Consider the following 23819-nt stretch of genomic DNA (forward strand, 5'->3'; position numbering starts at 1 on the left):
GAAACCAAATTGACCGCGATTGTAGTCTGGATTTTCTTTGTGTAACATAGCGATTCTCCCTCTGCTTATTAGCTAGTATTCCTATCTCTATTATACTACTTTACATATGAAAAAGCCGTTAGAAATATAATTCTAACGACTTTGTCTTCATTCTGAAACTAGCAACCCAAGTTGCTAGTTTTCCTATCTCCCGATTAAAACTGCCTATCCGAATATAAAAAAACTGCCTGCCGGCAGTTCTCATCTCCAACTTAAAACGTGAGGTAACTCACTTATAAAGAAAACCGCTTACCAGCGGTTCAGAACGTAGACAAACTCCTAAAAATATAAAAAATTGAAGAAGTTTGCGAAAGATAGCAAGTCATTAAACTCTTAGAAACATTGATATTTCGGCGTTTCTGAGAGTTTTTAATTTTCAACATAAAGAAAAAAGGAAAGACCGTCTGCCGACGGTCCCTATTTCCAACCTAAAATGAGGCGTCAGCCTCATTTTAGCCACCCAGATATGCTTTTTTGACTTCTTCTGAGGCGAGGAGTTCTTTTCCTGTGCCTGAGAGGACGACTTTTCCTGTTTCTAGAACATAGCCACGATCTGCAATAGCGAGAGCTTTGTTGGCATTTTGCTCAATCAAGAGGACAGTTGTTCCTTGTTTTTGAATATCTTGGATAATATCAAAAATTTCTTGGATAAAGATTGGAGCCAAGCCCATTGATGGTTCATCAAGAAGCAAGAGCTTTGGTTGGCTCATTAGGGCACGTCCCATGGCCAACATCTGTTGTTCACCACCCGAAAGGGTAGCGGCATCCTGGTTTTTACGCTCTTCCAAACGTGGAAAACGAGCAAAGATTTTTCTCAAGTTTGCTTGGTTTTCTTCACGATTGTTACGAAGGAAGGCACCCATTTCCAAGTTTTCCATAACAGTCAAGCCTGCAAAGACATGTCGACCTTCTGGAACTTGCGACAAACCGTCCGCAACGATTTTACGAGCAGGAACTTTTTGAATCTCATTTCCAAGGAAAGAAATCGTTCCAGCTGATGGACGAACAAGTCCTGAAATAGTACGAAGGATAGAGGTTTTACCAGCACCATTAGCACCGATAAGGGTTACAACTTCACCTTCATTAACCTCAAAGCTAACATCTTTAACAGCTTCGATAACACCGTAGTTAACGGAAAGATTTTTTACTTCTAACATTGCCATTAAGCTTCACCTCCAAGGTAGGCTTCAATTACACGCTTGTTATTACGAATTTCTTCTGGTGTACCATGGGCAATCAAACGACCGTACTCCAATACGTATATCCGCTCCGTTACTTCCATAACCAAGCTCATATCGTGTTCAATCAAGATGATAGTAATGCCAAATTCTTCTTTGATTTTACGGATAAGTTGGGTCAATTCTGCCGTTTCTTGTGGGTTCATACCAGCCGCTGGTTCATCCAAGAAAAGAATTTTTGGTTCAGTCGCAAGGGCACGAACGATTTCCAAACGTCGTTGTTGACCGTAAGGAAGGTTTTTAGCTAATGTATCTGCATCTCCATCCAAATCGAAGATTTTCAAAAGTTCAATCGCTTTTGTTTTCAACGCTTCTTCATTCTTATAGAATGCTGGGAGACGGAAGAAACTTGCAAATACTTCTGATTTACCATGATTGCCAAGACCAATCAAAACATTTTCCAAAACGGTCATATCTTTGAACAAACGAATGTTCTGGAAAGTACGACCAAGACCAAGCGAAGCAATTTTTGATGGTGCTTTACCGTTCAAAATAGTCCCTGCAAGAGAAATTGTCCCCTCGCTTGGCTCATAAACACCTGTCAAGAGGTTGAAAAGAGTCGTTTTACCAGCACCATTTGGACCGATAAGACCAACCAATTCCCCTTCATGAAGTTCCATGGTCACGTCACCAACGGCAGTCAGGCCACCGAAGTTCTTGGTTAAATCTTTTACTTCAAGTAATGCCATTACTTAACCTCCTTCTTCTTGAGTAGAGCTGCTACGCTGAATTCCTTAGTTCCCAAAAGACCTCCAGGACGGAAAATCATCAAGAGAATAAGAGCTAATGAATAGATAATCATTGAAATATCAGAGTAACTCTTGAGGAATACGTTCAAAATACCAAGTACAATGGCTGCTACAAAGGTACCTGTGATAGAGCCCAAACCACCCAATACAATGATAATCAAAACGTTAACGGAGGTCATAAAGGCAAAGTCTTTCGGAACAATTGTCCCAACGTATCCTGCATGGAGACCACCTGCAATGGCTGCCGTCATGGCACCAAATACAAAGGCTGAAACTTTCACAAATGTTGGATTGACACCTACAGATTCTGCCGCAATTTCATCCTCACGAACAGAAATTGTAGCACGTCCCATCGGACTGCGCAAAAAGTTAACTGTCACCAAGGTTGTGATGATTACAAAAATATAAACTAAAGGCCAGCTTGTAAAGAGTGGAATAGACATAATACCTGCTGCACCATTCGTTACACTACCACCATTGATAATTAAAATACGAATAATCTCTGCAACACCAAGAGTAGCAATTGCAAGGTAGTCCCCTTTCAAACGAAGGGTTGGAATACCAACTAAAAGAGCCACTGCACCTGAGATTAACATCCCAACAATCAAGGCGATAGCAAATCCACCATAAGTTGGCATCATTTTCCCAAGAATACCTACTGCATAAGCACCAATAGCCATAAAACCAGCATGACCAAGTGAAAATTGACCTGAGAAACCAACAATCAAGTTTAAACCAACTGCCAAGATAATTTGAATACCGATTTGCTGAACAATCTGGATGTAGTAAAAATTCAGAATCCCTGCTGATACAAGACCTTGAATAAGCCCAAAACCAGCCAATAAGATAGCCAACCAAATCGCATTAACTTTTAAATTTTGCTTCATGGTTACACCTTCTCTTTCACATTTTTACCAAGAATACCACTTGGACGCACCAAGAGGATGATGATCAAAACAGTATATACAATCGCATCGCGGAAAGTATCGAATTCAATCACATAGGTGAATGTTTCGATGATACCGATAACGAAGCCACCAAGCGCAGCACCTGGAATAATACCGATACCGCCCAATACTGCCGCTACAAAGGCTTTCAAACCTGGGGTCATCCCCATCAAAGGCTCAATCTGGTTGTAGTAGAGACCTAGGAGAACACCCGCAGCACCCGCAAGAGCTGACCCAAGAGCAAAAGTAAAGCTGATTGTACGGTTTACATTGATCCCCATAAGCTGAGCTGCATCGCTATCTACAGAGACCGCACGCATGGCTTTCCCCATTTTTGTACGTTTGACAATTAATTGAAGAGCGACCATCAACGCAAGCGATACACCAAGAATAATCAACTGGATATTAGTAACAGAAACAGGACCAAGGTTAAAAGTCACAGCTTCGATTGCTTGTGGAAAGGCTTTTACGTCTGCTGTAAAGAATTTAATCATAGTGTATTCCAAGAAGAAGGATACACCGATAGCCGTAATCAAAGCTGCTATACGCGTTGAATTACGCAAAGGACGATAGGCTAAAAACTCTATAACGACACCGAGAATAGCCGTCCCTACCATCGCTAGAATGAGAGCAACAAAGAAACGCGTTCCACCATCTACAATAAAAGTTAAATTATTTAATAGGAAGTACCCCATAAAAGCACCCATCATATACAAATCACCATGGGCGAAGTTAATGAGTTTGATAATTCCGTACACCATGGTATAACCAAGGGCCAAAAGGGCATAAACAGAACCAAGAATCAAACCATTGATAAGTTGTTGAAGCATAGGTTCACCAATCTTTCTAAATATTTTTCGAGCTCAATAGCATTGTTACATTATACAAAATTTTCTGAAAATAAGCAAGTTAGATAGAGAGTTTAATCATTAAAATTACAGAAATTTTAACCAAATTTTATATCCGCATGCATACTATTCTATACATTCTGACAAGTGAAAAAGAGGGAATTCCCTCTTTTCGTCCACTATTAGTCAATAGAGATAGTATCTACAGATGATTCTTCTCCGTTTGTTAAACTAACAACATAAACTGATTTAACGACATTGTGCTCTTTGTCAATAGACATTGTACCAGTCACACCTTTAAAGTCTTTCAGAGCTGCAAGATTAGCCTTCACTGCTGCTGAATCAGCTGCACCTTTTGCTGCTTCTGCTGCCATGTAAACTGAGTCGTAAGCTAGAGCTGAGAACATTGATGGCTCTTCATTGTATTCTTTCACATAGGCATCATAGAATGCTTTTGCTTTTTCACTTGCTGATGTTACAAATGCAGAAAGGTAGTAAACATTTGATGCTGCTGATGCAGTTGCCAATTCAGTAAATTGTGGTGAGTCAAAACCATCTGAACCAAGAATTGGCTTGTCAATACCCAAACCGCGTGCTTGCTTCACAATTGTACCTGTTTCATTGTAGTAACCAGGCATGATGATCGCATCAAATTCCTTATCTTTCAATTTTGTCAAAGCAGCTTGGAAATCTTTATCGCCAGAAGCAAATGTGATTTCTGAAACGATTTCTCCTGTGTAAGCTTTCTTGAACGCCTCTGCTACACCCTTACCATAATCAGAAGAGTTGTCAAAGTAAAGAACAACTTTCTTAGCTGACAAGTTCTCAGTAGCGTATTTAGCCATAATTTGACCTTGATACCCATCTGTAAAGGTTGTACGGAAGAAGTATTCTTGGACCTCACCTTTATCGTTCACAACCAGGTTTGTTTGAGTTCCTGAAGGAGTAATCATAGGAACACCAGCAGATGTCAATGCTGGAATAGAGGCTGCTGAAGCTCCTGATGTAGCAGGGCCAATCACAACGTTTGCCCCTTCACTTGCCAAGCTTGTTGCAACAGTAGCTGCCTCTGCTGTTTCAGACTTGTTGTCTTTTGTAATCACTTCGATTTTTTTGCCGTCAATACCACCCGCAGCATTGATTTCTTTCACGGCAAGGTTGGCACCTTTTTCCTCTGTTTGACCGTAAGACGAAACAGCACCTGACAACTCCAAGTTGTAGCCGATTTTAAATGTATCACCTACAGAAGAACCTGCGGCTGAAGTATTGGTTGTCGAAACATTACCACATGCAGCGAGTAAAGCTGCAGAGGCAAATGTAGCAAGCGCTACTGCAAATTTTCTTGTTTTCATGAAAACTCCTTAAATCTTTCTTAAATTTTACGATGTATCTAATATACTGAATTATCTGAAAATTGTCAACAAAAAAAGAAAAAAATTTTAAAATAAAAAATTAGCAGGGGATACATACCTGCTAATTCCGACTATCCTACGACTGACGGTTCTTCATCTCTCCATAGATTACCTACAAAGTTTTGGTCTAATTCCTTAATGTATGAAGGAACCACTTTTTTTACAAAACGTTCCTTTTTCAATTTTAATATGGTAGCTTCTACTAGTTCTTGATCCATATACACCAAAACATATCGCAAGCGTTTGGAATGGTAAACAATATCTCCATATTGGCTGAGTTTACGTGCATCACGATTGTAGTGTAAATAGACAGTTAAGCAAGTGCGATTTTTCTTCTCAAACATGTCTTCTCCTCTAAAAATTCTCTTTCTATATTATACCGTTTTCAATGATAAATGAAAAGCTCCAACTACCTGTAAAAGAGTTGGAGCTAATAGGAATAGTCAGTACTATTACATATTTGTCACTGCTTATTTGACTTTTGTATTGTCCATAATCTGGTCAATAAATCCGTAAGCCAAGGTTTCTTCAGCTGACATCCAGTAATCGCGTTCCGCATCCTTATGGATTTGCTTGACTGTCTTACCTGAGTTGTCTGCCAAGATTTTTTCTAGCTTATTACGTGTTTTTAATAGGTGTTCTGCTGCAATAGCCATATCTGTTTGCTGAGTACCGCCACCAGTTCCACCCATTGGCTGGTGAATCATGTACTCTGCATTTGGCAACATGAAACGTTTGCCCTTGGCACCGCTTGATGCAATGATGGTTCCCATGCTCGCAGCTGTTCCCATAACGATGGTTTGAACATCAGCTTTAATGAAATTCATCGTGTCTACAATGGCAAGACCTGCTGACACCGATCCTCCTGGCGTATTAACATAGAGGTAAATATCCTTTGTAGGGTCTTGGGCATCAAGGAAAAGCAATTGTGCAATGATAGAGTTTGCCATGTTGTCCTCAACTGGTCCTGTCAACATGATAATACGGTCTTTCAAAAGGCGTGAGTAAATATCATAAGAACGCTCACCACGGCTAGTTTGTTCAATAACTACTGGAATCATAAAATTACTCCTTTTCGAGATTTTCTGTACTCATTATATATGAATAGTCAAAATTGGTCAAATAAAAAACACGATTTCAGGAAATGAAAAAGAAACCAGCAGAGCTGATTTCTTAATTATTTTGTACCGAACAAGCGGTCACCTGCATCTCCCAAACCTGGTACGATGTAGCCTTTTTCATTGAGTTTTTCATCCAAAGCTGCTGTGTAAATATCAATGTCTGGATGTGCATCTTGAAGAGCTTTTACACCTTCTGGAGCTGAAACAAGAGCAACAAATTTGATATTTGAAGCACCACGTTTTTTCAATGAATCAACTGCAAGAATAGCTGAACCACCTGTAGCAAGCATTGGGTCAACTACAAAAATATGACGTTGATCAATGTCTTCTGGTAATTTCACAAGATACTCAACGGGTTGAAGGGTTTCTTCATCGCGGTACATACCGATGTGACCAACTTTAGCTGCTGGGACCAAGCTTAGCAAACCATCAACCATACCAACACCTGCACGAAGAATTGGTACGATAGCTAATTTTTTACCTGCAATTTGTTTCTGAACTGTTTTAGTGATTGGCGTTTCAATCTCCACATCTTCAAGTGGCAAGTCACGCAAAACTTCGTAACCCATCAGCATCGCGATTTCATTAACCAACTCACGAAAATCCTTTGTTGAAGTAGATGTACGACGAAGGATAGACAACTTATGCTGAATGAGTGGGTGTGAAATGACTTGGAATTTCCCCATGATGATAAAACCTCTCTTTTTTGTTTTTTCTATTTTACCAAAAAAATTGAAAAAATGCTTGAGAATATGGCAAATTTATTTATTTTTTGAAAACGATAGCTTCAAAAGGTCTCAACATCCCTTTATTAATCGCCTCTTCGTTTTCATAATTGTTCATGAAAATAGAATATTCTTCCACAGCTATAGTATAAGCCTGCTCCTGGCTTGAAAAGTTTACTAATATGATGAAATCATCCTGTTCATCATATTTACGGTAGGCCATTACCGAGCTATTTTCAGTCTCCATCACTTCATATTTTCCTTCAGACATACAAGGATACTCTTTCCGAAGAGCAATTAATTTCTGATAGGTATAGAAAAGCGATTGTTTGTCTGCAAGTGCTTTTTCAACGTTGATGTCTTTGACAGTATCTCCCAAAGCCAGCCAGGCTTGACCTGTACTGAAGCCCGCTCCTTCTGCCTCTGTCCATTGCATTGGACGGCGAGCATTATCACGACCTTTGGCATTTATAGAAGTAATCAATTCCTCCTTGGTGAAGCCATTTTCAATCCGTTCCGCATACATGCGACGTGTTTCAATATCATCCGCTTGGCTAATATCCGTAATCGGTGTATTAATCATACCAATTTCCTCACCTTGGTAGATATAAGGTGTCCCTGACATAAAATGAAGATAAATAGCTAACATTTTACCACTTAGTTCACGAAATGCAGGTCGATCATCACCGAAGCGAGAAATGGCACGAGGTAAATCGTGGTTATTCCAGAAAAGCGAGTTCCAGCCTTTACCAACCAGTTCAGTCTGCCATTTGGATAGAACCTTATGCAAACGAGCTGGATCTAGCGGTGCCAAATCCCACTTTTCTTTCCCTTCCTGCTGATCCAGTCCGACATGTTCAAATTGGAAAATCATCGAAAATTCTTTTCTGTCAGGATGTGAATATAACTGAGCATTTTCTGGATTGGCACTCCAGGTTTCCCCAACAGTCACTAAGTCGTATGCACCAAAGGTTTTCTCATTTAATTCCTGAATAAGAGGATGGAGAGTCGGTCCATCGGCTGTAATTAATTTTTCCGGTTCTTTTCCAATCAAATCAATTACATCTAGCCTGAAACCGCCGACACCTTTTTCAATCCAAAAATTAATCATGTCCCAGATTTCTTGTTTCAGAGCAGGATTTTTCCAGTTCAAATCTGGTTGCTTAACAGAGAATTGGTGGAGATAGTATTTGTTCAGATGAGGAACATATTCCCAAGCAGAGCCTGAGAAGGTCGAGCGTAATTCATTCGGTTCATCAGCCCAAACAAAATAGTCATAATAAGGATTATCTGGACCTTTGAGAGCTTCTTGAAACCAGAAATGTTCATCCGAGGTATGATTGAGTACTAAATCCATGATTATTTTGATATTGCGCTTATGGCCTTCTGCAATCAGCTCTTCCATATCTTCCAAGGTCCCAAATTCTGGAGCAATTCCTTGGTAATCACTGATGTCGTAACCATTGTCATCCATGGGGGACTGATAAACAGGACTTAGCCAAATAGCATCAATTCCAAGATCATGGAGATAATCTAATCGGCTGATAATTCCTCGAATATCCCCGACTCCATCTCCATTTGAATCTTGAAAACTACGAGGATAAATTTGGTAAATGACGGACTTCTTCCACCAATCCGTCTTTTGTATTTCTGACATTTGATTGATCCTTTCTGCACAATCTTATTTAGTCAAGAAAAAGAGGAATCCCCCTCTTTCTATATAATCATATTATAACTCAATTGTGGTAATTTTTCCCTCTTCAATTTCAACAATTTCAAAGGATTTTTCTTTTAGGTTTGCTGTTAGACGGGCAGACACCCCTGCATCTTGATTATTCCAGAAAATTTCCATACTTGTTTCATCCAGCATCTTAACAGAGAACTCTCCGTCGAAAGCTGGACTTGTATTGCGGAATTTAAGGAGTTTGAACAAGGATTGTACAATTGGCCGTTGCACTTCCTGCTCAATTTCTTCCAAATCATAGTAATGGCGATTGATATTGCGGCCTTCCTTACTTGATTCCAAAAGCTCAATATCATTTTCACCTGCTAGTAAACCAACGTAGTAAATCTGTGGAATACCTGGTGCAAAACATTGAAGAACACGCGCCAACAGATAAGCTTGATCGTTATTGCCAAGAGCAGAATAATAAGTACAGTTAATCTGATAAATATCCAAATTATTATAGGCTTCTGTACTATAAATTTTCTTCACATTGGCACCTTGTGCATACAAGGCCTCACGCGTTTCCTCTGTCTCCTCATCCGTCAACAAGTCCTTAACGTCCACAACACCAATTCCATCATGTGTATCAAGAGTTGTAAATTGCTTGCGAGGGCAAATCTCCATCCAGTGAACCAGGCGATTGACATGACCAGAATACAAAGCGTGGAGAACCAGCATTGGCAAGGCAAAGTCATAAACATAATAATCCTGTTCCGCAATTTTCTGCTGAATGGTGTAGTGTTCATGAATTTCAGGCAAGATTTCCACATCTTTTGGTGCCAATAACTGACGTGGAAAATGGAGCATTTCCCAAATATCAGGCTCCACAAAGAAACAGTTGGTTCCTATTTTCTTATTGGCATAAGCAAAGGCGTCCAAACGAATAATCGAAGCACCATGTTCTGCCAACTGTTCCAGATTTTCTTGGATAAACCGGCGTGTTGTCTCTGTAGTCACATCCAAGTCGATCTGTTGCTCATCAAAGGTACACCATACCTTCTCCTCGCTACCATCAGCAAATGTTGCAATTCGATATGGAGCACGAGGTTTACGCTTATAGATCAAATCAACATCTTCTTGCGTTGGCTCACCATTTGGCCAAAAGTTTTTATAGCGAATAAACAAATCCGCATAAGCTGATTCATCTTTCTTTTCAAGAAAATCAAGGAAATAAGGAGATTTTGCTGAAATATGATTGATCATAAAATCGAACATCAGATAGTAGTCCTTACTCAATGCTTCAATATCTGACCAATCTCCAAATGCAGGGTCCACCTTTGTATAATCCATTGGCGCAAACCCACGGTCACCTGATGATGGGAAGAATGGTAGAATGTGAATACCTCCCACAACATCCTTTAATGGTCCCTCAAGAACTTTTTTCAAATCCTTGAGATTCTTACCCAAACTGTCTGAGTAAGTAATCAACATAGCTTGGTTTTTAATTTTCATCGATACTCTCCTTTGTAAGCCTTTTCTTTTTTATTTTTTAGAAAAGGTTGAACAAGTCAACCTTTAGATTTATTTGACTGAACCACTCGTCATACCTGAAATAATATGTTTTTGGAAGATGAGGTAAACAAGTAAGATTGGGATAATTCCTACAACATAGGAAGCAAATGATGGTCCATAATCACTGAAATACATACCTTGATAGTTGTATTGGAAAAGAGGTAAAGTCCACATGCTTTGATCACGATTCAAAACCAAGAGCGGTAATAGAAAATCGTTCCAGACCCAGAGGGCATTGATAATCAAAACCGTAGCATGCATGGGTTTCATGAGTGGGAAAATGATTTTCCAGTACATGGTAAATTTATCACAGCCATCAATAGCTGCCGCTTCATCCATTTCTTCAGGAACAATGGTCTTAATATAACCGACGTAGAGGAAGAGGGCCTGAGGAACTGCATAGGTCAAATATAGAATAATCAAACCGACAATATTGTTCAAACCAAGGCTTGACATTAATTTGGTCATTGGGAGCATAATCACTTGGAAAGGTACAAAAATCCCAATAATCAAGAAAAAGTAGATAAAGTTAAACACTGTCTGACGTTTCATTTGACGGGCTACGGCGAAAGCTGCCATTGGAATAACAAGTAGAATCAAGCCAACAGCTACAATCGTAATCAAGGCAGAATTGCCAAAATATTGTACAATCCCGTCATTAAACAAGCGTTCGTAGTTATTTAAGGTGAAATTTTCAGGAAGACCAAAGAAGTTGCTGGTAATTTCCTTGGTTGGTTTGAACGAACTTATAATCGTCACAAGAAGCGGAATAAACATGAAGAGAATACCACTGAAGAGTACGAGATAGACCCACCAATTTTTCTGTTTTTGAGTATTCATGACAGTCCTCCTAAATTTCAAATTTCTTCGAAATTCTCATCTGAATCAATGAGATGACAATAATGAAGATGAAGAGTACTACAGCCAAAGCATTGGCATAAGAGAATTTATTGTCTACAAAGGCATAGTTGTAAACGAGTAAACCCAAGGATTCTGTTTTGCCATCTGGGCCGCCACTTGTCAATGCAAAGATAAGGTCGAATGCTGTCAAACCTGACTTCATTGCTAAGATGAAAACCATACTGATAGATGGTAATAAGAATGGAAGTTCAATATTAAAGAATTGTTGAGAGCGTGTTGCACCATCGATTGCAGCTGCTTCCTTCACATCTTCTGGAATACTTTGTAAGCCAGACAGGAAGATGATAACTGGCATAGCCAATCCTTGCCAGAGAGCCACAAAAAGTACAGCTGGAATAACAGTATTTTCTTGTACCAATAAGTTTTCCATCAACCAATCGATATGAAGGATTTCTCCAATCTGTGTAAAACCATAGTTGAACAATTGAACAAAAATCAATCCTAAAGTGACTGTGGATAGTACTGCTGGGAAGAAATACCAAGTTCTAAAGAAACCAACTGCTTTAATCTTACGATTGAGGAGACTAGCCAACCAAATCCCTATAACAATTTCTCCGATGACCAAACCAATGGTGAAGATAATGGTAAAAGTCATGGAAGTGTAAAAATCAGGATTTTTTAAAATATCTAAGTAATTCTGAATACCGATTAGTTTGAAATCAGATGTCAATCCATTCCAATCCGTCAAGCTATAATAGATACCTGTAAATAGGGGATAGAAGAAAAAGATTAACTGTAAGCCAATTGGTATGGCAACAAATAGATAGGGCCAATATTTGGCAATAAAACCTTTTTGATTCATCATGGTACTCCTTTTTGATAAAGTTATAGTTGCTTAGTCTCAGTTCAAGGAATCCCATAGGGTTACTAAAACTGACACTAGGCAACTATAAGGAGGCTAGGCTACAACTAGCCCCTGCTTATAGTTTTCCTGGATTATTTTTTCATTGGATCAAAGAATGCGTTCAGTTTTTTCACTAATTCTGCTGAGTTTGGATTTTTTACCATTTCAACAGTGATGTTCCAGAACTCTTCTTCTGATTCCCATTCAGATTGCAACCAAACTACGTGTTTATCAGTAAAGGCATATTGTGTAACTCCAGCAGTTTCTTCAAACTTACCTTCTGTATCTACACCTTCAACTGAAGTTGGTGAGCCATCTACATCATAGTATTTTTGCATCACTTCTGGACGAGAGAGATATTCTAGGAATTTTTTAGACTCTTCTGGGTGCTCTGTATCTGCAGAAATAGATAGAGCAAGGTCTGCTGCACCGATGGTATAGTCACCACCATCTTTATCACCAGGGAAGGTAAACATACCATATTCAAATTCTGGTTCTTGTTGGTTTACAGCTGTAGCTGCCCATGTACCTTGTGGAAGCATGAGAGCATCACCTGCTGCAAAGGATGCCACTGCATCTGCATAGAGCGCGCCTGTTGCCCCTTTTTGTCCATTGTCTTTCAACAATTGCAAGCGTTCTAACACTGCTTTTGTTGTCGCATCATCTTGAATCGCTCCCTTTGCACTACGAATCAGAATATCTTCTGCACCATCAAATCCACCCGCAACAGTTACCCAAGCTAACTGATGGTAGCCGTTCAATGACCAAGCATCGTTCAATGAAAGAGCAAACGGTGCTGCACTGCCATCAGCCTTGATTTTGTCTACCAAAGCCACAAATTCTGCATAGGTAGTTGGAACTTCGAGACCCAATTCTTTGAACTTATCCTTATTATAGTAAATACCATAGGCATTAGCTGTCAATGGAAGAGTATAGTTTTTCTCGTTAACAAGATAAGGCGTTACAGCACCATCTTTTAGATGACTGAGACCTGCATCATCACCAATTTCTAGGAAACGTCCATCCGCTGCATATGCTTTGAAGTCCGCATTTTGTGGATAAATGTTGATCACATCCGGTGCTTCATTGTTAGCCATACGGGTTTTCAGAACAGTTCCTGCATCTGGTACATTTGAAAATTTAACATCAATCGTAGGATTTTCCTTTTCGAAATCATTAATAATTTCCTGAAGAGTAGCCTGCATTTCAGGTTTTTGTGAGAAATATTCAATTTCTACCTTATCGCTACTACTTGCATTCCCACAAGCAACCAAGAAGCTAGCAAAAGCACAAACCGATGCACATTTTAAAAATGTTTTCATTTTCATTATAAAATCCTCCTAGATTTTGTTAAAAATATATTGTACACTAAAATAATCTTTTTGAACATGTGGCATTGTAAGACCAATGTTCATCAGTTCATCCCCGTAGAATGTTTCTCCCAATTGAGGGCATCCATACAAGGTATCCGGGTCTAGCCCCTTCAACCGAACATGAAGCAAAGGCGCTTCTGGCTTGGCAAGAATTTTTACAAATGTAAAGACCACTTGATTCTTATCTTGACTAACATAATTGGCAGCCCAGATATTGCTCGTCTTTTTCAGACGGTAGAGCTGACCGAATTGTATAGTTTCACAAATGGAGTGATAGGTTTCGATTTGCTGACTGATTTCATCCAATTCCTTTTCCGAAAGTTTCGTTAAATCCAGCTCGTAACCAAATGCTCCTCCCATCATAGCCACATTGCCTCGTGTAGCAAGAGGTGTGATCCGACCAACCTGATGGTTTGGAACTGCAGAAACATGTGCACCAATTGAGGAAGGGGGATAAATCAAACTAGTACCTTCTTGAATAGATAAGCGCTCAATCGCATCTGTATCATCACTTGCCCAAGCTTGTGGCATGTAATACATGATTCCCAAATCATTACGACCTCCACCGCCTGCACAGGATTCGAAAAGAATATCCGGGAACCGCTTGGTAAGGTGGTCTAATACACGGTAGAGACCTAGCATGTAACGATGGTGGAACTCAAAGCGCTGGTCATTTGCTAAACCTTCAGGGATATTGGTGATATTACGGTTCATATCCCATTTTACATAAGAAATATTGGCTGATTCTAATATGGAAGAGACGCTATCAATGATGTAGTCACAGACTTCCTGCTTGGTCAAATCCAAAACTAATTGTTCTCGGCTGTAGATTGGTAAGCGTCCTTCTGTGCGAATTGCCCAATCAGGATGCTCACGATAAAGATCGCTATCAATAGAAATCATCTCTGGTTCAAACCACAGTCCAAATTTCATACCAAGCTCATTTATTCGCTCTGCTAAACCATTCAAACCATTTGGCAACTTATCCAAATTGACTTTCCAATCGCCCAATGAACTTTCATCATTGTTTCGTTTACCAAACCAACCATCATCCAGAACAAACAATTCAATACCAGCTCGACTTGCAACCTGAGCTAACTGTAAAATCTTTTCTTCTGTAAATTCAAAATAGGTCGCTTCCCAGTTGTTGATTAAAATGGGTCTTGGTTTGTTTACAAACGATGATCGAATGAGGTGTTTTGTGATAAAGTGATGACTATTTTGTGTCATGCCAGTAAATCCTTTATCAGTATATGATAAGAGAACTTCTGGAGTTTGAAACCGGTCATCCTTATCCAATTGCCATGAGAAATAGTGACTTTCCAATCCTAGTCCCAATCGACTGGTTTCCATGGCTGTCGTTTCGACAAATGCTGTAAAGTTGCCGCTATAGACAAGGTGGGCCGCATAAACATCGCCCTTGTCCTCACTTGCATCAGGTGAGGCTAGTGCTAAGAAGGGTGTTCTTGAGTGACTTGAAGCACCTCGAATGCTACCAATCGAATACTGACCTTTTGTCAATGGGGTCTGTGTCCACTCTTTTTCATAAGCATAACGTCCTGCCAAGCTGTGAACAATGAAATCCTGATGTGGAAAATCAAGCGTTGCAGACAAGACCTTCTCTAGTTTGCATGGATATTTGCCAGTTTGAATTGTAGCTGACCGTGCGAGATAGGAAGCTTCTTCAAAAACAGAATACTGAAGAGTTACGGTAATATCTGTCAACTGATCGTAAAGATCAATTTCAAGACTCTCTACCTCTTCTTGATTTCCAAAACTTGCTGGTAATCCCCTCAGTTCTTTTTTCCCCTTGTATAATCGATACTCTTTGTATTTTAGGTCAAGAGTGACTCCAAATTCATTCCGAACATCTAATGCTGAGGTTCTAAAATCTCCCAGACCATTGCTGGAATATTCGAGTGGGAGGACATCCAATGAGTATGTCCTATCCCCAGTAATTGGACTCGGAGAAAACGATCGATCTAAATATGTTATTTTGTTTCCATCGCTAAATTTTTCGATTTTTTTCCCAAAATAACGATGAACCAGATCGCCTGTTTCCAACACTTGGATGATATAAGAGAATTCTCTTGTTTTCAGGTGAAAAATCTGTTTTTCATTATAAATCTCAATCACATTCATCTCTCCTATCTCTTCTTTATGGTCTTATTGTACAAAATGAAAACGCTTTATTTAATGGTCTTTTGTATTTAAAACATGTTATAATGTTTCCTAGGAGGATTGAAATGAATATTCTAAATATCTATAATGAATTGGATAGTCATAATTTTGACCTAAATGTAGACCATTACGGTGCCGAACAATGTGACAAGGGCTATTCCTTCGGTCCTACTATCCGTGATAATTTTGTCCTGCATTTTATTACAAATGGAAAAGGGAAGATTCTTGTAGACGGTAAGACTAGCTATCTTTCTGCCGGGGATATATTTATTCTTCCAAAGGATGTTTCCATTTTCTATCAAGCTGATGATATAGACCCGTGGACCTATGTATGGGTTGGTTTTAGTGGTTCACGAGCAAAAGACCTACTTAATCAAAGTCAACTGCTAGAAAACTACTACCTCCACTCCAATCTAGAGTCACCAATTCTAGGCTACATGCATCAGATTAACCATGTTCAGATGCATCCCATCCCCTCTATCACAGAATTGGTCTTAATTGGCTACCTCAACCAACTCTTAGCAGCACTCATTGAGGAATTTCCCAGTGAAACATTAATTAAGCCTGAAACACAAACCAAACACTATGTTCAGCAAGCCATCAAGATGATCCATAACCACTATGCCCATCCAATTAAAGTTTCTGAAATAGCAGATTTTCTAGCTTTAAGCCGAAGCTATCTCTATAAAATTTTTAAGCAGGAAACTGGCTATTCTATCAAAGATTATATTTTACAAGTAAAAATGAATCGTTCTTGTCAACTATTAGAAGATGCTTCTCGGAGTATCACTGAAATCGCCTATTCTGTCGGATACCAAGACCCTCTCACCTTCAGCGCGGCCTTCAAAAATTATTTCCATATGAGCCCGACAGAATTTAGAAAAACACAAAAAAATAAGGATTAGGTGATTTTACTCACACCTAGTCCTTATTTCTTTATCCAAAAACCTTACCAAGTCGCTGACAGGCTTCTTCAATCATGTTGAATGGTGCTGCTACATTCAGACGTGCATGATGCTTACCTTCCTTACCAAAGGTCAAACCATCATTCAAAATCAACTTCGCTTTACAATGAAGAATATCAAAGAGCTCCGCATGCTCTAACTCATAAGCAGAAAAATCAAGCCAGATGAGGTAGGTTCCCTGGGGCTTCATGACCTTGATCCTTGTATGGGTTGTCAAATACTCCTCAACAAAGTCTATATTTCTCTCCAAAATAACCTTCAACTCCTTCAACCACTCATCTCCATAAGTGAAAGCAGCTTCTGTGGTTAACAAGCCAATCGTTGGAATCTCGTGCTGATTATTTATCAATTGACGCTTAGCGAAAGTCTTGCGAATGCTTGGATTTTCAATGATTGCAAAGCTATTTTTTGTACCAGCGATATTGAAGGTCTTGGTCGCAGATGATAAGATGATTGAAAACTCTTTAAAACTTTCATCCACTGTGTTAAAGGAATAATGCTTGTGACCATACAAGGTCAAATCTTGATGTATTTCATCTGAGACAAGGATAACACCATGTTTCTGACAAAGACGTCCAATGGCCAACACTTCCTCTCTTGTCCAAACACTACCACCTGGGTTGTGGGGATTACAGAAAATATAGAGTTTCACTTGATTCTCTACAATGTCCTTTTCAAGCTGGTCAAAATCAATCCTAAAAACACCATCCACATCAACTAGTGAATTGGTGACTAGCTGACGATTGTTTAATTTTACAGTCCGCGCAAAGGGTGGATAGACAGGTGTATTAATTAGGACTGCATCCCCTTCTTCTGTCAAAGCTTGAATAGCCACAGATAAGGCAGGAACAACTCCTTCAATGAGTAGGATGGACTCTCTTTCAATCTTGTAGCCATGCTGTCTATCTTCCCAGTCAATAATAGACTGATAGAGGCTGTCACTAGCATAAGGATAACCAAAAACATGATGATCTGCGTAGTCACGGATAACTTGGCGAATTTCTGGTAGAGGCTCAAAGTCCATATCTGCTATCCACAAGGGTAAGAGTTCTTTATCCGTCTCTACTTTTCTCCATTTTTCCGCATGCTGGGATAGGCGATTCGGACTATCTATAAAATTATACTGTGTCATATCTTATCCCTCCAAGGCTGTCTTTAAATCTGCAATCAAGTCTTCCGCATCCTCTATACCAATAGACAGACGAAGCAAGTCATCTGTCAATCCATAAGAATGACGGGTTTCAGCTGGAATGTCTGCGTGGGTCTGAGTGGCTGGGTAGGTAATCAAGCTTTCCACTCCTCCCAAACTTTCAGCAAAGGTAAAGACTTTCAGGGTGTTGAGAATATAGGGAATCCGACTTTCATCTACCACCTTAACCGAAATCATCCCACCTTTTCCTGTGTAGTAAACTTGCTTGACTGCTGGACTCTTCTCCAAATAGGCAACAATTTTCTGAGCATTTTGTGTCGCCCGCTCCATTCGAAGCGAGAGGGTTTTGAGTCCACGCATGAGTAAGTAAGAATCCAGTGGAGATAGGGTTGGACCCGATGTATTTTGGTCATAAAAGAGCTTATCATATAGGGCTTGATCATTGGTCATCAAAGCGCCAGCTAGTACATCATTATGCCCAGATAGGTACTTGGTTGCTGAATGTAGGACAACGTCCGCTCCTAGAACAAGTGGATTTTGATAAACAGGGCTGTAAAAAGTGTTATCGACAATCACCTTAGCACCTTTGGCATGGGCGATAGCCGAAACCTTAGCGATGTCAAACTCCACCATGAGTGGGTTAGTCGGTGTCTCCAGATAAACATAGTCTGTCTCTTCGGTGATGGCTGCAATCAGCTCCTCCTCGGTGTTTGCATAGGTAAATTGAAATCTACCGATGCTCTCTTGCTCATTGAACCAACGGAAGGAACCACCGTACAAATCACGCGCCGCTACCACTTGACTCCCTACAGGAAAACCATTAAAAAGTAAGACCAGAGCAGCCATTCCCGAGCTCGTTGCTAGGGCATAGTCGGCCTTTTCAATAGCTGCCAAAGTCGTCTCTAGACTGGCACGTGTCGGATTTTTTGTTCTCGTGTAGTCATAACCTGTCGATTGACCAAACTCAGGGTGTTGATAGGTCGTCGAAAGGTGGATAGGGGAAATCAAGGCACCTGTTCTCTCATCACTATTGATGCCCGTATGCGCTAAAATCGTATCAATCTTATAATCTGTCATAACATCTACTCCAATCTAACTTACAATATAGTCTAGCATGAAATAGGAGATTTGGTGTGAAAAATATCCAAAAATACTTATAGAAAAATAGCAAGCTTTGTTATAGTTTTTCTTTATAACAATATCTCCCCCCTTACATATACTTGCTGGATTATCCATTATTAATTTGATATAATGACAAAGAGGTGATCATTATGAAAATCAGATTCAACAAATACTTCTACCGTTTCAGTAATTTTTATTCTATGGTATTTTGGATTTGCTTTCTGCTACCAACTGCCAATGATAGCTTTGATCAGTGGCCACTCTGGTATACAAGCCTAATTCTAATAATCATTCCTATTCATATTTTCAGGGCTTTTTTCCTCAACGAAGAAAAGTAGCTCACTCGCATGGGTTATATCTTCTATATCGGATTGATTGTATTGATTATTTTTCTGCGTTTTATTTTTGGTAAATAGCTGAAAGGAGACAAGAATGTTTAAACAATTCAATAGAACATTTTATCGAACTTGGGAATTTTATTTCTCCATTCTTTGTATCCTACAAGTGATTTATGCTGCTGTAAATGGACCGTTTTGGTTTATCCATTTTCTCAAGCTTGGAGTCGGACTTTATGCTGGTTATCTAGCTTTCTTTAAGTCACGTAGCTGGATAAAAAAAACATGGCAGATTTATCTGACGATTGGATTGATTGCTAGTTGGATAATCATTTCCTTCTTTGTATTGTGAGGATTTTCTATGTTTAAGGAATTTAATAAAGAATTTTATCGGAGTTTGAATTTTTATTTGATGATATTGTTGCTTCTAGGAAGTGTAGGGGAGTGGCTAAATAAGGGACCTAGCCTCTGGCTTGCACTCTTGCTATTTGCGACTGTCGGTACTGCCCGTAGTGCCTTTTGGTCTAAAGAATGGACCTTGAAGGCAAATTGGCAAATCTATCTCTGTATCGCTTTCTTGCTGGTCGGGGCTTGGATTGAATTTTTTAGTTAGATTGAAAGGAGTGTGATATGCGTTCCTTTTTTCTTCCAAAATGGACTGAGATTTTCTGCTAAAGATGGTATAATAAAATCATGCAAAAAATTGAGTTATTAGACGGAGAGCGGATTGACCAGCTCTTCTCGACAGATGTTCAGATTATTCAAAATCGGGAGGTTTTTAGCTACTCGATCGACAGTGTCCTCCTGTCGCGTTTTCCAAAAATGCCTGCTCAGAAGGGGCTGATTGTTGACCTTTGTAGTGGAAATGGGGCAGTGGGTCTCTTTGCCTCCACACGCACCAAGGCTCATATTATTCAGGTCGAGTTGCAGGAACGGCTTGCTGACATGAACCGCCGCTCCATCGCCCTCAATGGTCTGGAGGAACAGGTTTCGGTTATCAATGATGACTTGGCAAACTTGCCTCAATATGATTTGCGGTCCAAGGTGGATTTGATGCTCTGCAATCCTCCCTACTTCAAGGTAGACGAGGGTTCAAACCTCAATGAAAGCGAGCATTATCTTCTAGCCAGACATGAAATCGCAACCAACCTAGACAGCATTTGCCAGGTGGCCCAACAGGTGCTCAAATCCAATGGTCGCTTGGCCATGGTCCACAGGCCCGACCGATTTTTAGATATTTTGGACACACTAAGAACCTACAAGCTGGCTCCCAAACGTATCCAGTTTGTCTATCCCAAGGCCAGCAAGGAGGCCAATATGCTACTAATTGAGGCTATCAAGGACGGCTCGGTGGACGGTCTGCACATCCTGCCACCTCTGGTTGTCCATGAGGAAAACGGCGACTATACTCCGGCTATTCGTGAGATTTATTATGGAAAATAAGGCCTACTTTTATGTGCTGGAATGTGCCGACGGGAGTCTTTATACTGGTTATACGACTGATGTGGAGAAGCGGCTTGCTACCCATAATCTTGGGAAAGGGGCCAAGTACACCCGCGGACGCTTGCCTGTCAGCCTGCTCTATCAAGAAGCCTTTGCTAGTAAGCAGGAAGCTATGTCCGCTGAGGCACTCTTTAAGAAACGCAGTCGGCAGAGCAAGTTAGACTATATCGCAGAAATGACAAAAAAACCTCGTACAAAATAGTACGAGGCTTTTTATTTAAAATACTTCCAAAATTGTATCAATTTTCCCCATAGCTTCTTCAAATATCGCTTGAGCCTGACTTGGATCAGCTGATTGCCCTTCAATGAAGACCTGATGGATGTCTTCAAAGCCAAGAAATTCAAAGACAGATTTGATGTATTGGGCTGCTGGATCCTGACCAGCATAGACACCACCATTAGACTGGATATGCAACAATTTTTTGCCCTTGACCAATCCGATGGAGCCCTCAGGTCCATACTTGAAGGTCAGTCCTGCAACGTTAATGGTATTAATCCATGACACTAATTGACTTGGCACATTGAGGTTCCAAAGGGGATTGACCACAACAATCTTATCTGCTGCAAGAAATTGTTGGGTCAAGGCATTGTAGCGGTCTAACTGCTCCGCTTGTTCAGGACTGATTTCTATACCTTTTTTTGCTGCTCCCATAGATTCTAACAAAGGCTTATCCAAAGCTGGAATCTGGTCCTCAAAGACATCGACTATTTCAATCCGATCTTCTGGGCGCAAACTGGCGTACCGAGTTTGAAACTCTTCCAAAGCCCGCAAGGCATAGGACTTTTGTGCGTCGAGGGGGTGGGCCTTTACAATTAATACGGTTGCCATTGTTCATCTCCTTATCACTAATTATTGATAGTTCTATTCTACTCTTTTTTACTTGAAATTCAAATCATTTGCTCGAAGCAAAAGGCTGGTCTCCCAGCCTCTGCATTCAAAACTGTTATCATTTTTTTAAATAGGTGTATGCGACACAGTCCAGGCTATCAACGGCTGTAAAGCCAATTGCCTCATAGAAAGACCGTGTTTTCTCAGTATTGTCCGTCAAGAGATGTAGCTGATAAATACCTGGAAAGTGGGTAATGGCCTGCTCCAAAAGCTGACGCCCGATTCCTTGTCGCTGATAGGTTGGCAGGACCAAGATGTCCTGAATAAAAACGATTGAATGGCCGTCACCAACTGCTCGCAAGAGACCCACTAGACGGTCACCGTCATAGGCCGCAAGAACAAACAGGCTATGATCCAAAGCCTTCTGTAACATGGCAGGCCGGTCAGTATAATTTGTCCAACCAACTGAAGCATAGAGTTCAAGGACAGCTTGAAAATCAAATTGAGGATCTTGTTTGTAAGTAATCATGATCTTCTCCTTTGTATTATTTTTTAGAATACAAAGGCTTTATCCATTGTCAAAATGCCCATGGTCTTACCTCCTGTTTTGCTACTTCTAGTATAACAAAAACCGCTCCAATTAGGAAGCGGTTTTGAGCTTATCTCTCACCCTTATTGCGGATAACAAAGCCTGTTTTCTTTTCACTTGATGTGCGTTGGTGTGGTTTTTTGTTGTCCTGACGGCGGTTGTCACGTTTGAACTTGTCATCACGACGGTTGCGATCGTTACGATCACCACGGCGTCCGCCACGATCACGATTGCGGTCACCGTCTCGTTGGCCACCACGATCACGGTCGCGACCACCACGGCCACCCTTGCCCTTGGCTTGACCAGGTGCAAACTTGAATGGCAAAGGTTTTTCACGCGCAATTTCTACCTCTGGCAGGCTTTCTGGATCCTGAACAGTCAAGGTCAACACATAAAGTGCTAATTCTTCTGGAGTAAATTCAGCCGCCAACTTGACAGCATCCTTCTTGAACTTATCGAAATTGCTACGGATAGTTTCATCCGCCATTTCGCGCTCAATCTTTTTCAAAGCAACTTTCTTCTTGGCTTCAAATGCTTCCTGAGCAGTTGCAGGCTTGAGACCTTTCATACGTTTCTTGGTCAAATCTTCGATGATTGCCAAGTAGCCCATCTCGTTTGGTGAAACAAAGGTAATAGACTGACCTGATTGACCCGCACGACCTGTACGACCGATACGGTGAACATAGCTTTCTGGATCCTGTGGAATATCGTAGTTATAAACATGCGTTACACCTGAAATATCCAATCCACGCGCCGCAACGTCTGTCGCAACAAGGACGTCAATCTGGTCATTTTTAAAATCACGAATAACACGGAGGCGCTTGTTCTGGTCCAAATCTCCGTGGATACCTTCTGCACGGAAGCCACGCAGTTTCAAACCACGAGTCAATTCATCGACACGGCGCTTAGTACGACCGAAGACAATAGACAATTCAGGCTGGTCAACGTCCATAAGGCGTGTCATGGTATCAAATTTTTCATGTTCTTTGACACGGATATAGTATTGGTCAACGTTCACATTGGTCAATTCTTTAGCTGCAATCTTAACGTGCTCAGGCTCTTTCATGAATTTGACACCAATACGCTTGATTGGCTCTGGCATGGTCGCAGAAAATAGGAGAGTCTGGCGACTTTCTGGCACACGTTCAATGATCGCTTCAATATCGTCCAAGAAGCCCATGTTGAGCATTTCATCAGCCTCATCAAGAATGAGGGTTTCAACGCCGTCAAGCTTGAGGGCTTTTCTCTTAATCAAGTCCAACAAACGCCCTGGCGTACCAACAACGATATGGGCACCTGAGCGAAGGGCCTTGATTTGTTTTTCAATGCTTGAGCCACCGTAAACAGAGCGGACTTTCACACCCTTTTCACGACCAAATTTGAAAAGTTCTTCTTGACTCTGCACCGCCAACTCACGTGTTGGGGCGATAATCAAGGCCTGAATTGCTTGATTGTTTGTGTCAATTTTGTTGAGGGTTGGCAAACCAAAGGCTGCAGTTTTCCCTGTCCCCGTCTGGGCTTGACCAATCACATCTTTACCTTCAAGAGCAAGCGGAATGGTCTGCTCCTGGATTGGTGACGGCGTTTCAAAACCAGCCTTCTCAACGGCAAGCAAAATATCTTCTGATAATTGTAAATCTGTAAATTTCAATTATGATACCAAGTGCGTTAAGAAAACAAGGTGAAAATA

At 40.5% G+C, this 23819-nt stretch carries 24 protein-coding genes; 5 read left to right on the forward strand and 19 right to left on the reverse strand.

Annotated elements, in window-relative coordinates:
• Positions 1-491: 491 nt before the first annotated feature.
• The 14 genes from ODU37_RS07520 to ODU37_RS07585 form a co-directional block, all read right to left on the reverse strand.
• Entirely contained in the window at positions 492-1202 is a 711-nt protein-coding gene (locus ODU37_RS07520; RefSeq protein WP_023370933.1) for an ABC transporter ATP-binding protein, read from the reverse strand.
• The gene (locus tag ODU37_RS07525) at positions 1202-1966 is read right to left on the reverse strand and encodes an ABC transporter ATP-binding protein (protein WP_024390245.1); all 765 of its coding nucleotides are present in this window, start codon (positions 1964-1966) and stop codon (positions 1202-1204) included. Before ODU37_RS07525 ends, ODU37_RS07520 begins: the two co-directional genes overlap by 1 nt.
• Entirely contained in the window at positions 1966-2913 is a 948-nt protein-coding gene (locus tag ODU37_RS07530; RefSeq protein WP_002937293.1) for a branched-chain amino acid ABC transporter permease, read from the reverse strand. Before ODU37_RS07530 ends, ODU37_RS07525 begins: the two co-directional genes overlap by 1 nt.
• 2 nt (positions 2914-2915) lie before the next feature.
• Positions 2916-3803: a branched-chain amino acid ABC transporter permease gene (locus ODU37_RS07535; protein ID WP_024387920.1), complete on the reverse strand. Its 888-nt coding sequence runs from the start codon at positions 3801-3803 to the stop codon at positions 2916-2918.
• Positions 3804-4003: 200 nt separating this feature from the next.
• On the reverse strand, positions 4004-5173 hold the full coding sequence (locus tag ODU37_RS07540) for an ABC transporter substrate-binding protein (protein ID WP_015647140.1): 1170 nt from the start codon (positions 5171-5173) through the stop codon (positions 4004-4006).
• Positions 5174-5304: 131 nt separating this feature from the next.
• The gene (locus ODU37_RS07545; RefSeq protein WP_002937299.1) at positions 5305-5577 is read right to left on the reverse strand and encodes a YlbG family protein; all 273 of its coding nucleotides are present in this window, start codon (positions 5575-5577) and stop codon (positions 5305-5307) included.
• A 126-nt stretch (positions 5578-5703) separates the two neighbouring features.
• The gene (locus tag ODU37_RS07550) at positions 5704-6315 is read right to left on the reverse strand and encodes an ATP-dependent Clp protease proteolytic subunit (protein WP_223375679.1); all 612 of its coding nucleotides are present in this window, start codon (positions 6313-6315) and stop codon (positions 5704-5706) included.
• Positions 6316-6410: 95 nt separating this feature from the next.
• Complete coding sequence (upp, locus tag ODU37_RS07555; protein ID WP_012027487.1) at positions 6411-7040, reverse strand: uracil phosphoribosyltransferase; 630 nt, start codon at positions 7038-7040, stop codon at positions 6411-6413.
• Between the two features lie 79 nt (positions 7041-7119).
• The gene (locus ODU37_RS07560; RefSeq protein ID WP_398580449.1) at positions 7120-8736 is read right to left on the reverse strand and encodes an alpha-glucosidase; all 1617 of its coding nucleotides are present in this window, start codon (positions 8734-8736) and stop codon (positions 7120-7122) included.
• 72 nt (positions 8737-8808) lie between these two features.
• A complete protein-coding gene (gene gtfA / locus ODU37_RS07565) occupies positions 8809-10257 on the reverse strand; it encodes a sucrose phosphorylase (RefSeq protein WP_029172452.1) in 1449 nt (482 codons plus the stop codon).
• A 69-nt stretch (positions 10258-10326) separates the two neighbouring features.
• On the reverse strand, positions 10327-11157 hold the full coding sequence (locus tag ODU37_RS07570; protein WP_002937312.1) for a carbohydrate ABC transporter permease: 831 nt from the start codon (positions 11155-11157) through the stop codon (positions 10327-10329).
• Positions 11158-11167: 10 nt separating this feature from the next.
• Complete coding sequence (locus ODU37_RS07575) at positions 11168-12040, reverse strand: carbohydrate ABC transporter permease (RefSeq protein ID WP_013730463.1); 873 nt, start codon at positions 12038-12040, stop codon at positions 11168-11170.
• 134 nt (positions 12041-12174) lie between these two features.
• On the reverse strand, positions 12175-13410 hold the full coding sequence (locus ODU37_RS07580) for an extracellular solute-binding protein (protein WP_024400474.1): 1236 nt from the start codon (positions 13408-13410) through the stop codon (positions 12175-12177).
• Positions 13411-13422: 12 nt separating this feature from the next.
• Positions 13423-15597 (reverse strand): alpha-galactosidase, encoded by a 2175-nt coding sequence (locus ODU37_RS07585; RefSeq protein WP_249562182.1) that lies wholly within the window; start codon positions 15595-15597, stop codon positions 13423-13425.
• Positions 15598-15701: 104 nt separating this feature from the next.
• On the opposite strand from ODU37_RS07585, the gene ODU37_RS07590 reads away from it, so the two are divergent.
• Complete coding sequence (locus tag ODU37_RS07590; protein ID WP_024395295.1) at positions 15702-16541, forward strand: AraC family transcriptional regulator; 840 nt, start codon at positions 15702-15704, stop codon at positions 16539-16541.
• A 31-nt stretch (positions 16542-16572) separates the two neighbouring features.
• Here the strand turns inward: ODU37_RS07590 and ODU37_RS07595 are convergent, their stop codons facing one another.
• Both ODU37_RS07595 and ODU37_RS07600 read right to left on the reverse strand, forming a co-directional pair.
• The gene (locus ODU37_RS07595) at positions 16573-17733 is read right to left on the reverse strand and encodes a MalY/PatB family protein (RefSeq protein ID WP_044753338.1); all 1161 of its coding nucleotides are present in this window, start codon (positions 17731-17733) and stop codon (positions 16573-16575) included.
• A gap of 3 nt (positions 17734-17736) precedes the next feature.
• Positions 17737-18828: a cystathionine gamma-synthase gene (locus tag ODU37_RS07600; RefSeq protein WP_249562181.1), complete on the reverse strand. Its 1092-nt coding sequence runs from the start codon at positions 18826-18828 to the stop codon at positions 17737-17739.
• 477 nt (positions 18829-19305) lie between these two features.
• On the opposite strand from ODU37_RS07600, the gene ODU37_RS07605 reads away from it, so the two are divergent.
• From ODU37_RS07605 to ODU37_RS07620, 4 genes are all read left to right on the forward strand, one after another.
• On the forward strand, positions 19306-19560 hold the full coding sequence (locus ODU37_RS07605) for a hypothetical protein (protein WP_044768121.1): 255 nt from the start codon (positions 19306-19308) through the stop codon (positions 19558-19560).
• A gap of 9 nt (positions 19561-19569) precedes the next feature.
• On the forward strand, positions 19570-19821 hold the full coding sequence (locus ODU37_RS07610; RefSeq protein WP_029171324.1) for a hypothetical protein: 252 nt from the start codon (positions 19570-19572) through the stop codon (positions 19819-19821).
• 80 nt (positions 19822-19901) lie between these two features.
• Positions 19902-20651 (forward strand): tRNA1(Val) (adenine(37)-N6)-methyltransferase, encoded by a 750-nt coding sequence (locus ODU37_RS07615; RefSeq protein WP_044768122.1) that lies wholly within the window; start codon positions 19902-19904, stop codon positions 20649-20651.
• The gene (locus tag ODU37_RS07620) at positions 20641-20913 is read left to right on the forward strand and encodes a GIY-YIG nuclease family protein (RefSeq protein WP_044768123.1); all 273 of its coding nucleotides are present in this window, start codon (positions 20641-20643) and stop codon (positions 20911-20913) included. The genes ODU37_RS07615 and ODU37_RS07620 overlap by 11 nt, the downstream gene beginning before the upstream one ends.
• 15 nt (positions 20914-20928) lie before the next feature.
• On the opposite strand, the gene ODU37_RS07625 is transcribed toward ODU37_RS07620, so the two are convergent.
• From ODU37_RS07625 to ODU37_RS07635, 3 genes are all read right to left on the reverse strand, one after another.
• Positions 20929-21540 carry an FMN-dependent NADH-azoreductase gene (locus ODU37_RS07625; RefSeq protein WP_044759055.1) on the reverse strand — a complete coding sequence of 204 codons (612 nt, stop codon included), beginning with the start codon at positions 21538-21540 and terminating at the stop codon, positions 20929-20931.
• 118 nt (positions 21541-21658) lie between these two features.
• Positions 21659-22069 carry a GNAT family N-acetyltransferase gene (locus ODU37_RS07630; RefSeq protein WP_044759056.1) on the reverse strand — a complete coding sequence of 137 codons (411 nt, stop codon included), beginning with the start codon at positions 22067-22069 and terminating at the stop codon, positions 21659-21661.
• A 130-nt stretch (positions 22070-22199) separates the two neighbouring features.
• Positions 22200-23780 (reverse strand): DEAD/DEAH box helicase, encoded by a 1581-nt coding sequence (locus tag ODU37_RS07635; protein WP_249562180.1) that lies wholly within the window; start codon positions 23778-23780, stop codon positions 22200-22202.
• Positions 23781-23819 lie beyond the last annotated feature (39 nt).

Origin of the sequence: Streptococcus sp. 2021WUSS109, from assembly GCF_044427305.1 — a bacterium.
Classification (GTDB): domain Bacteria; phylum Bacillota; class Bacilli; order Lactobacillales; family Streptococcaceae; genus Streptococcus; species Streptococcus suis.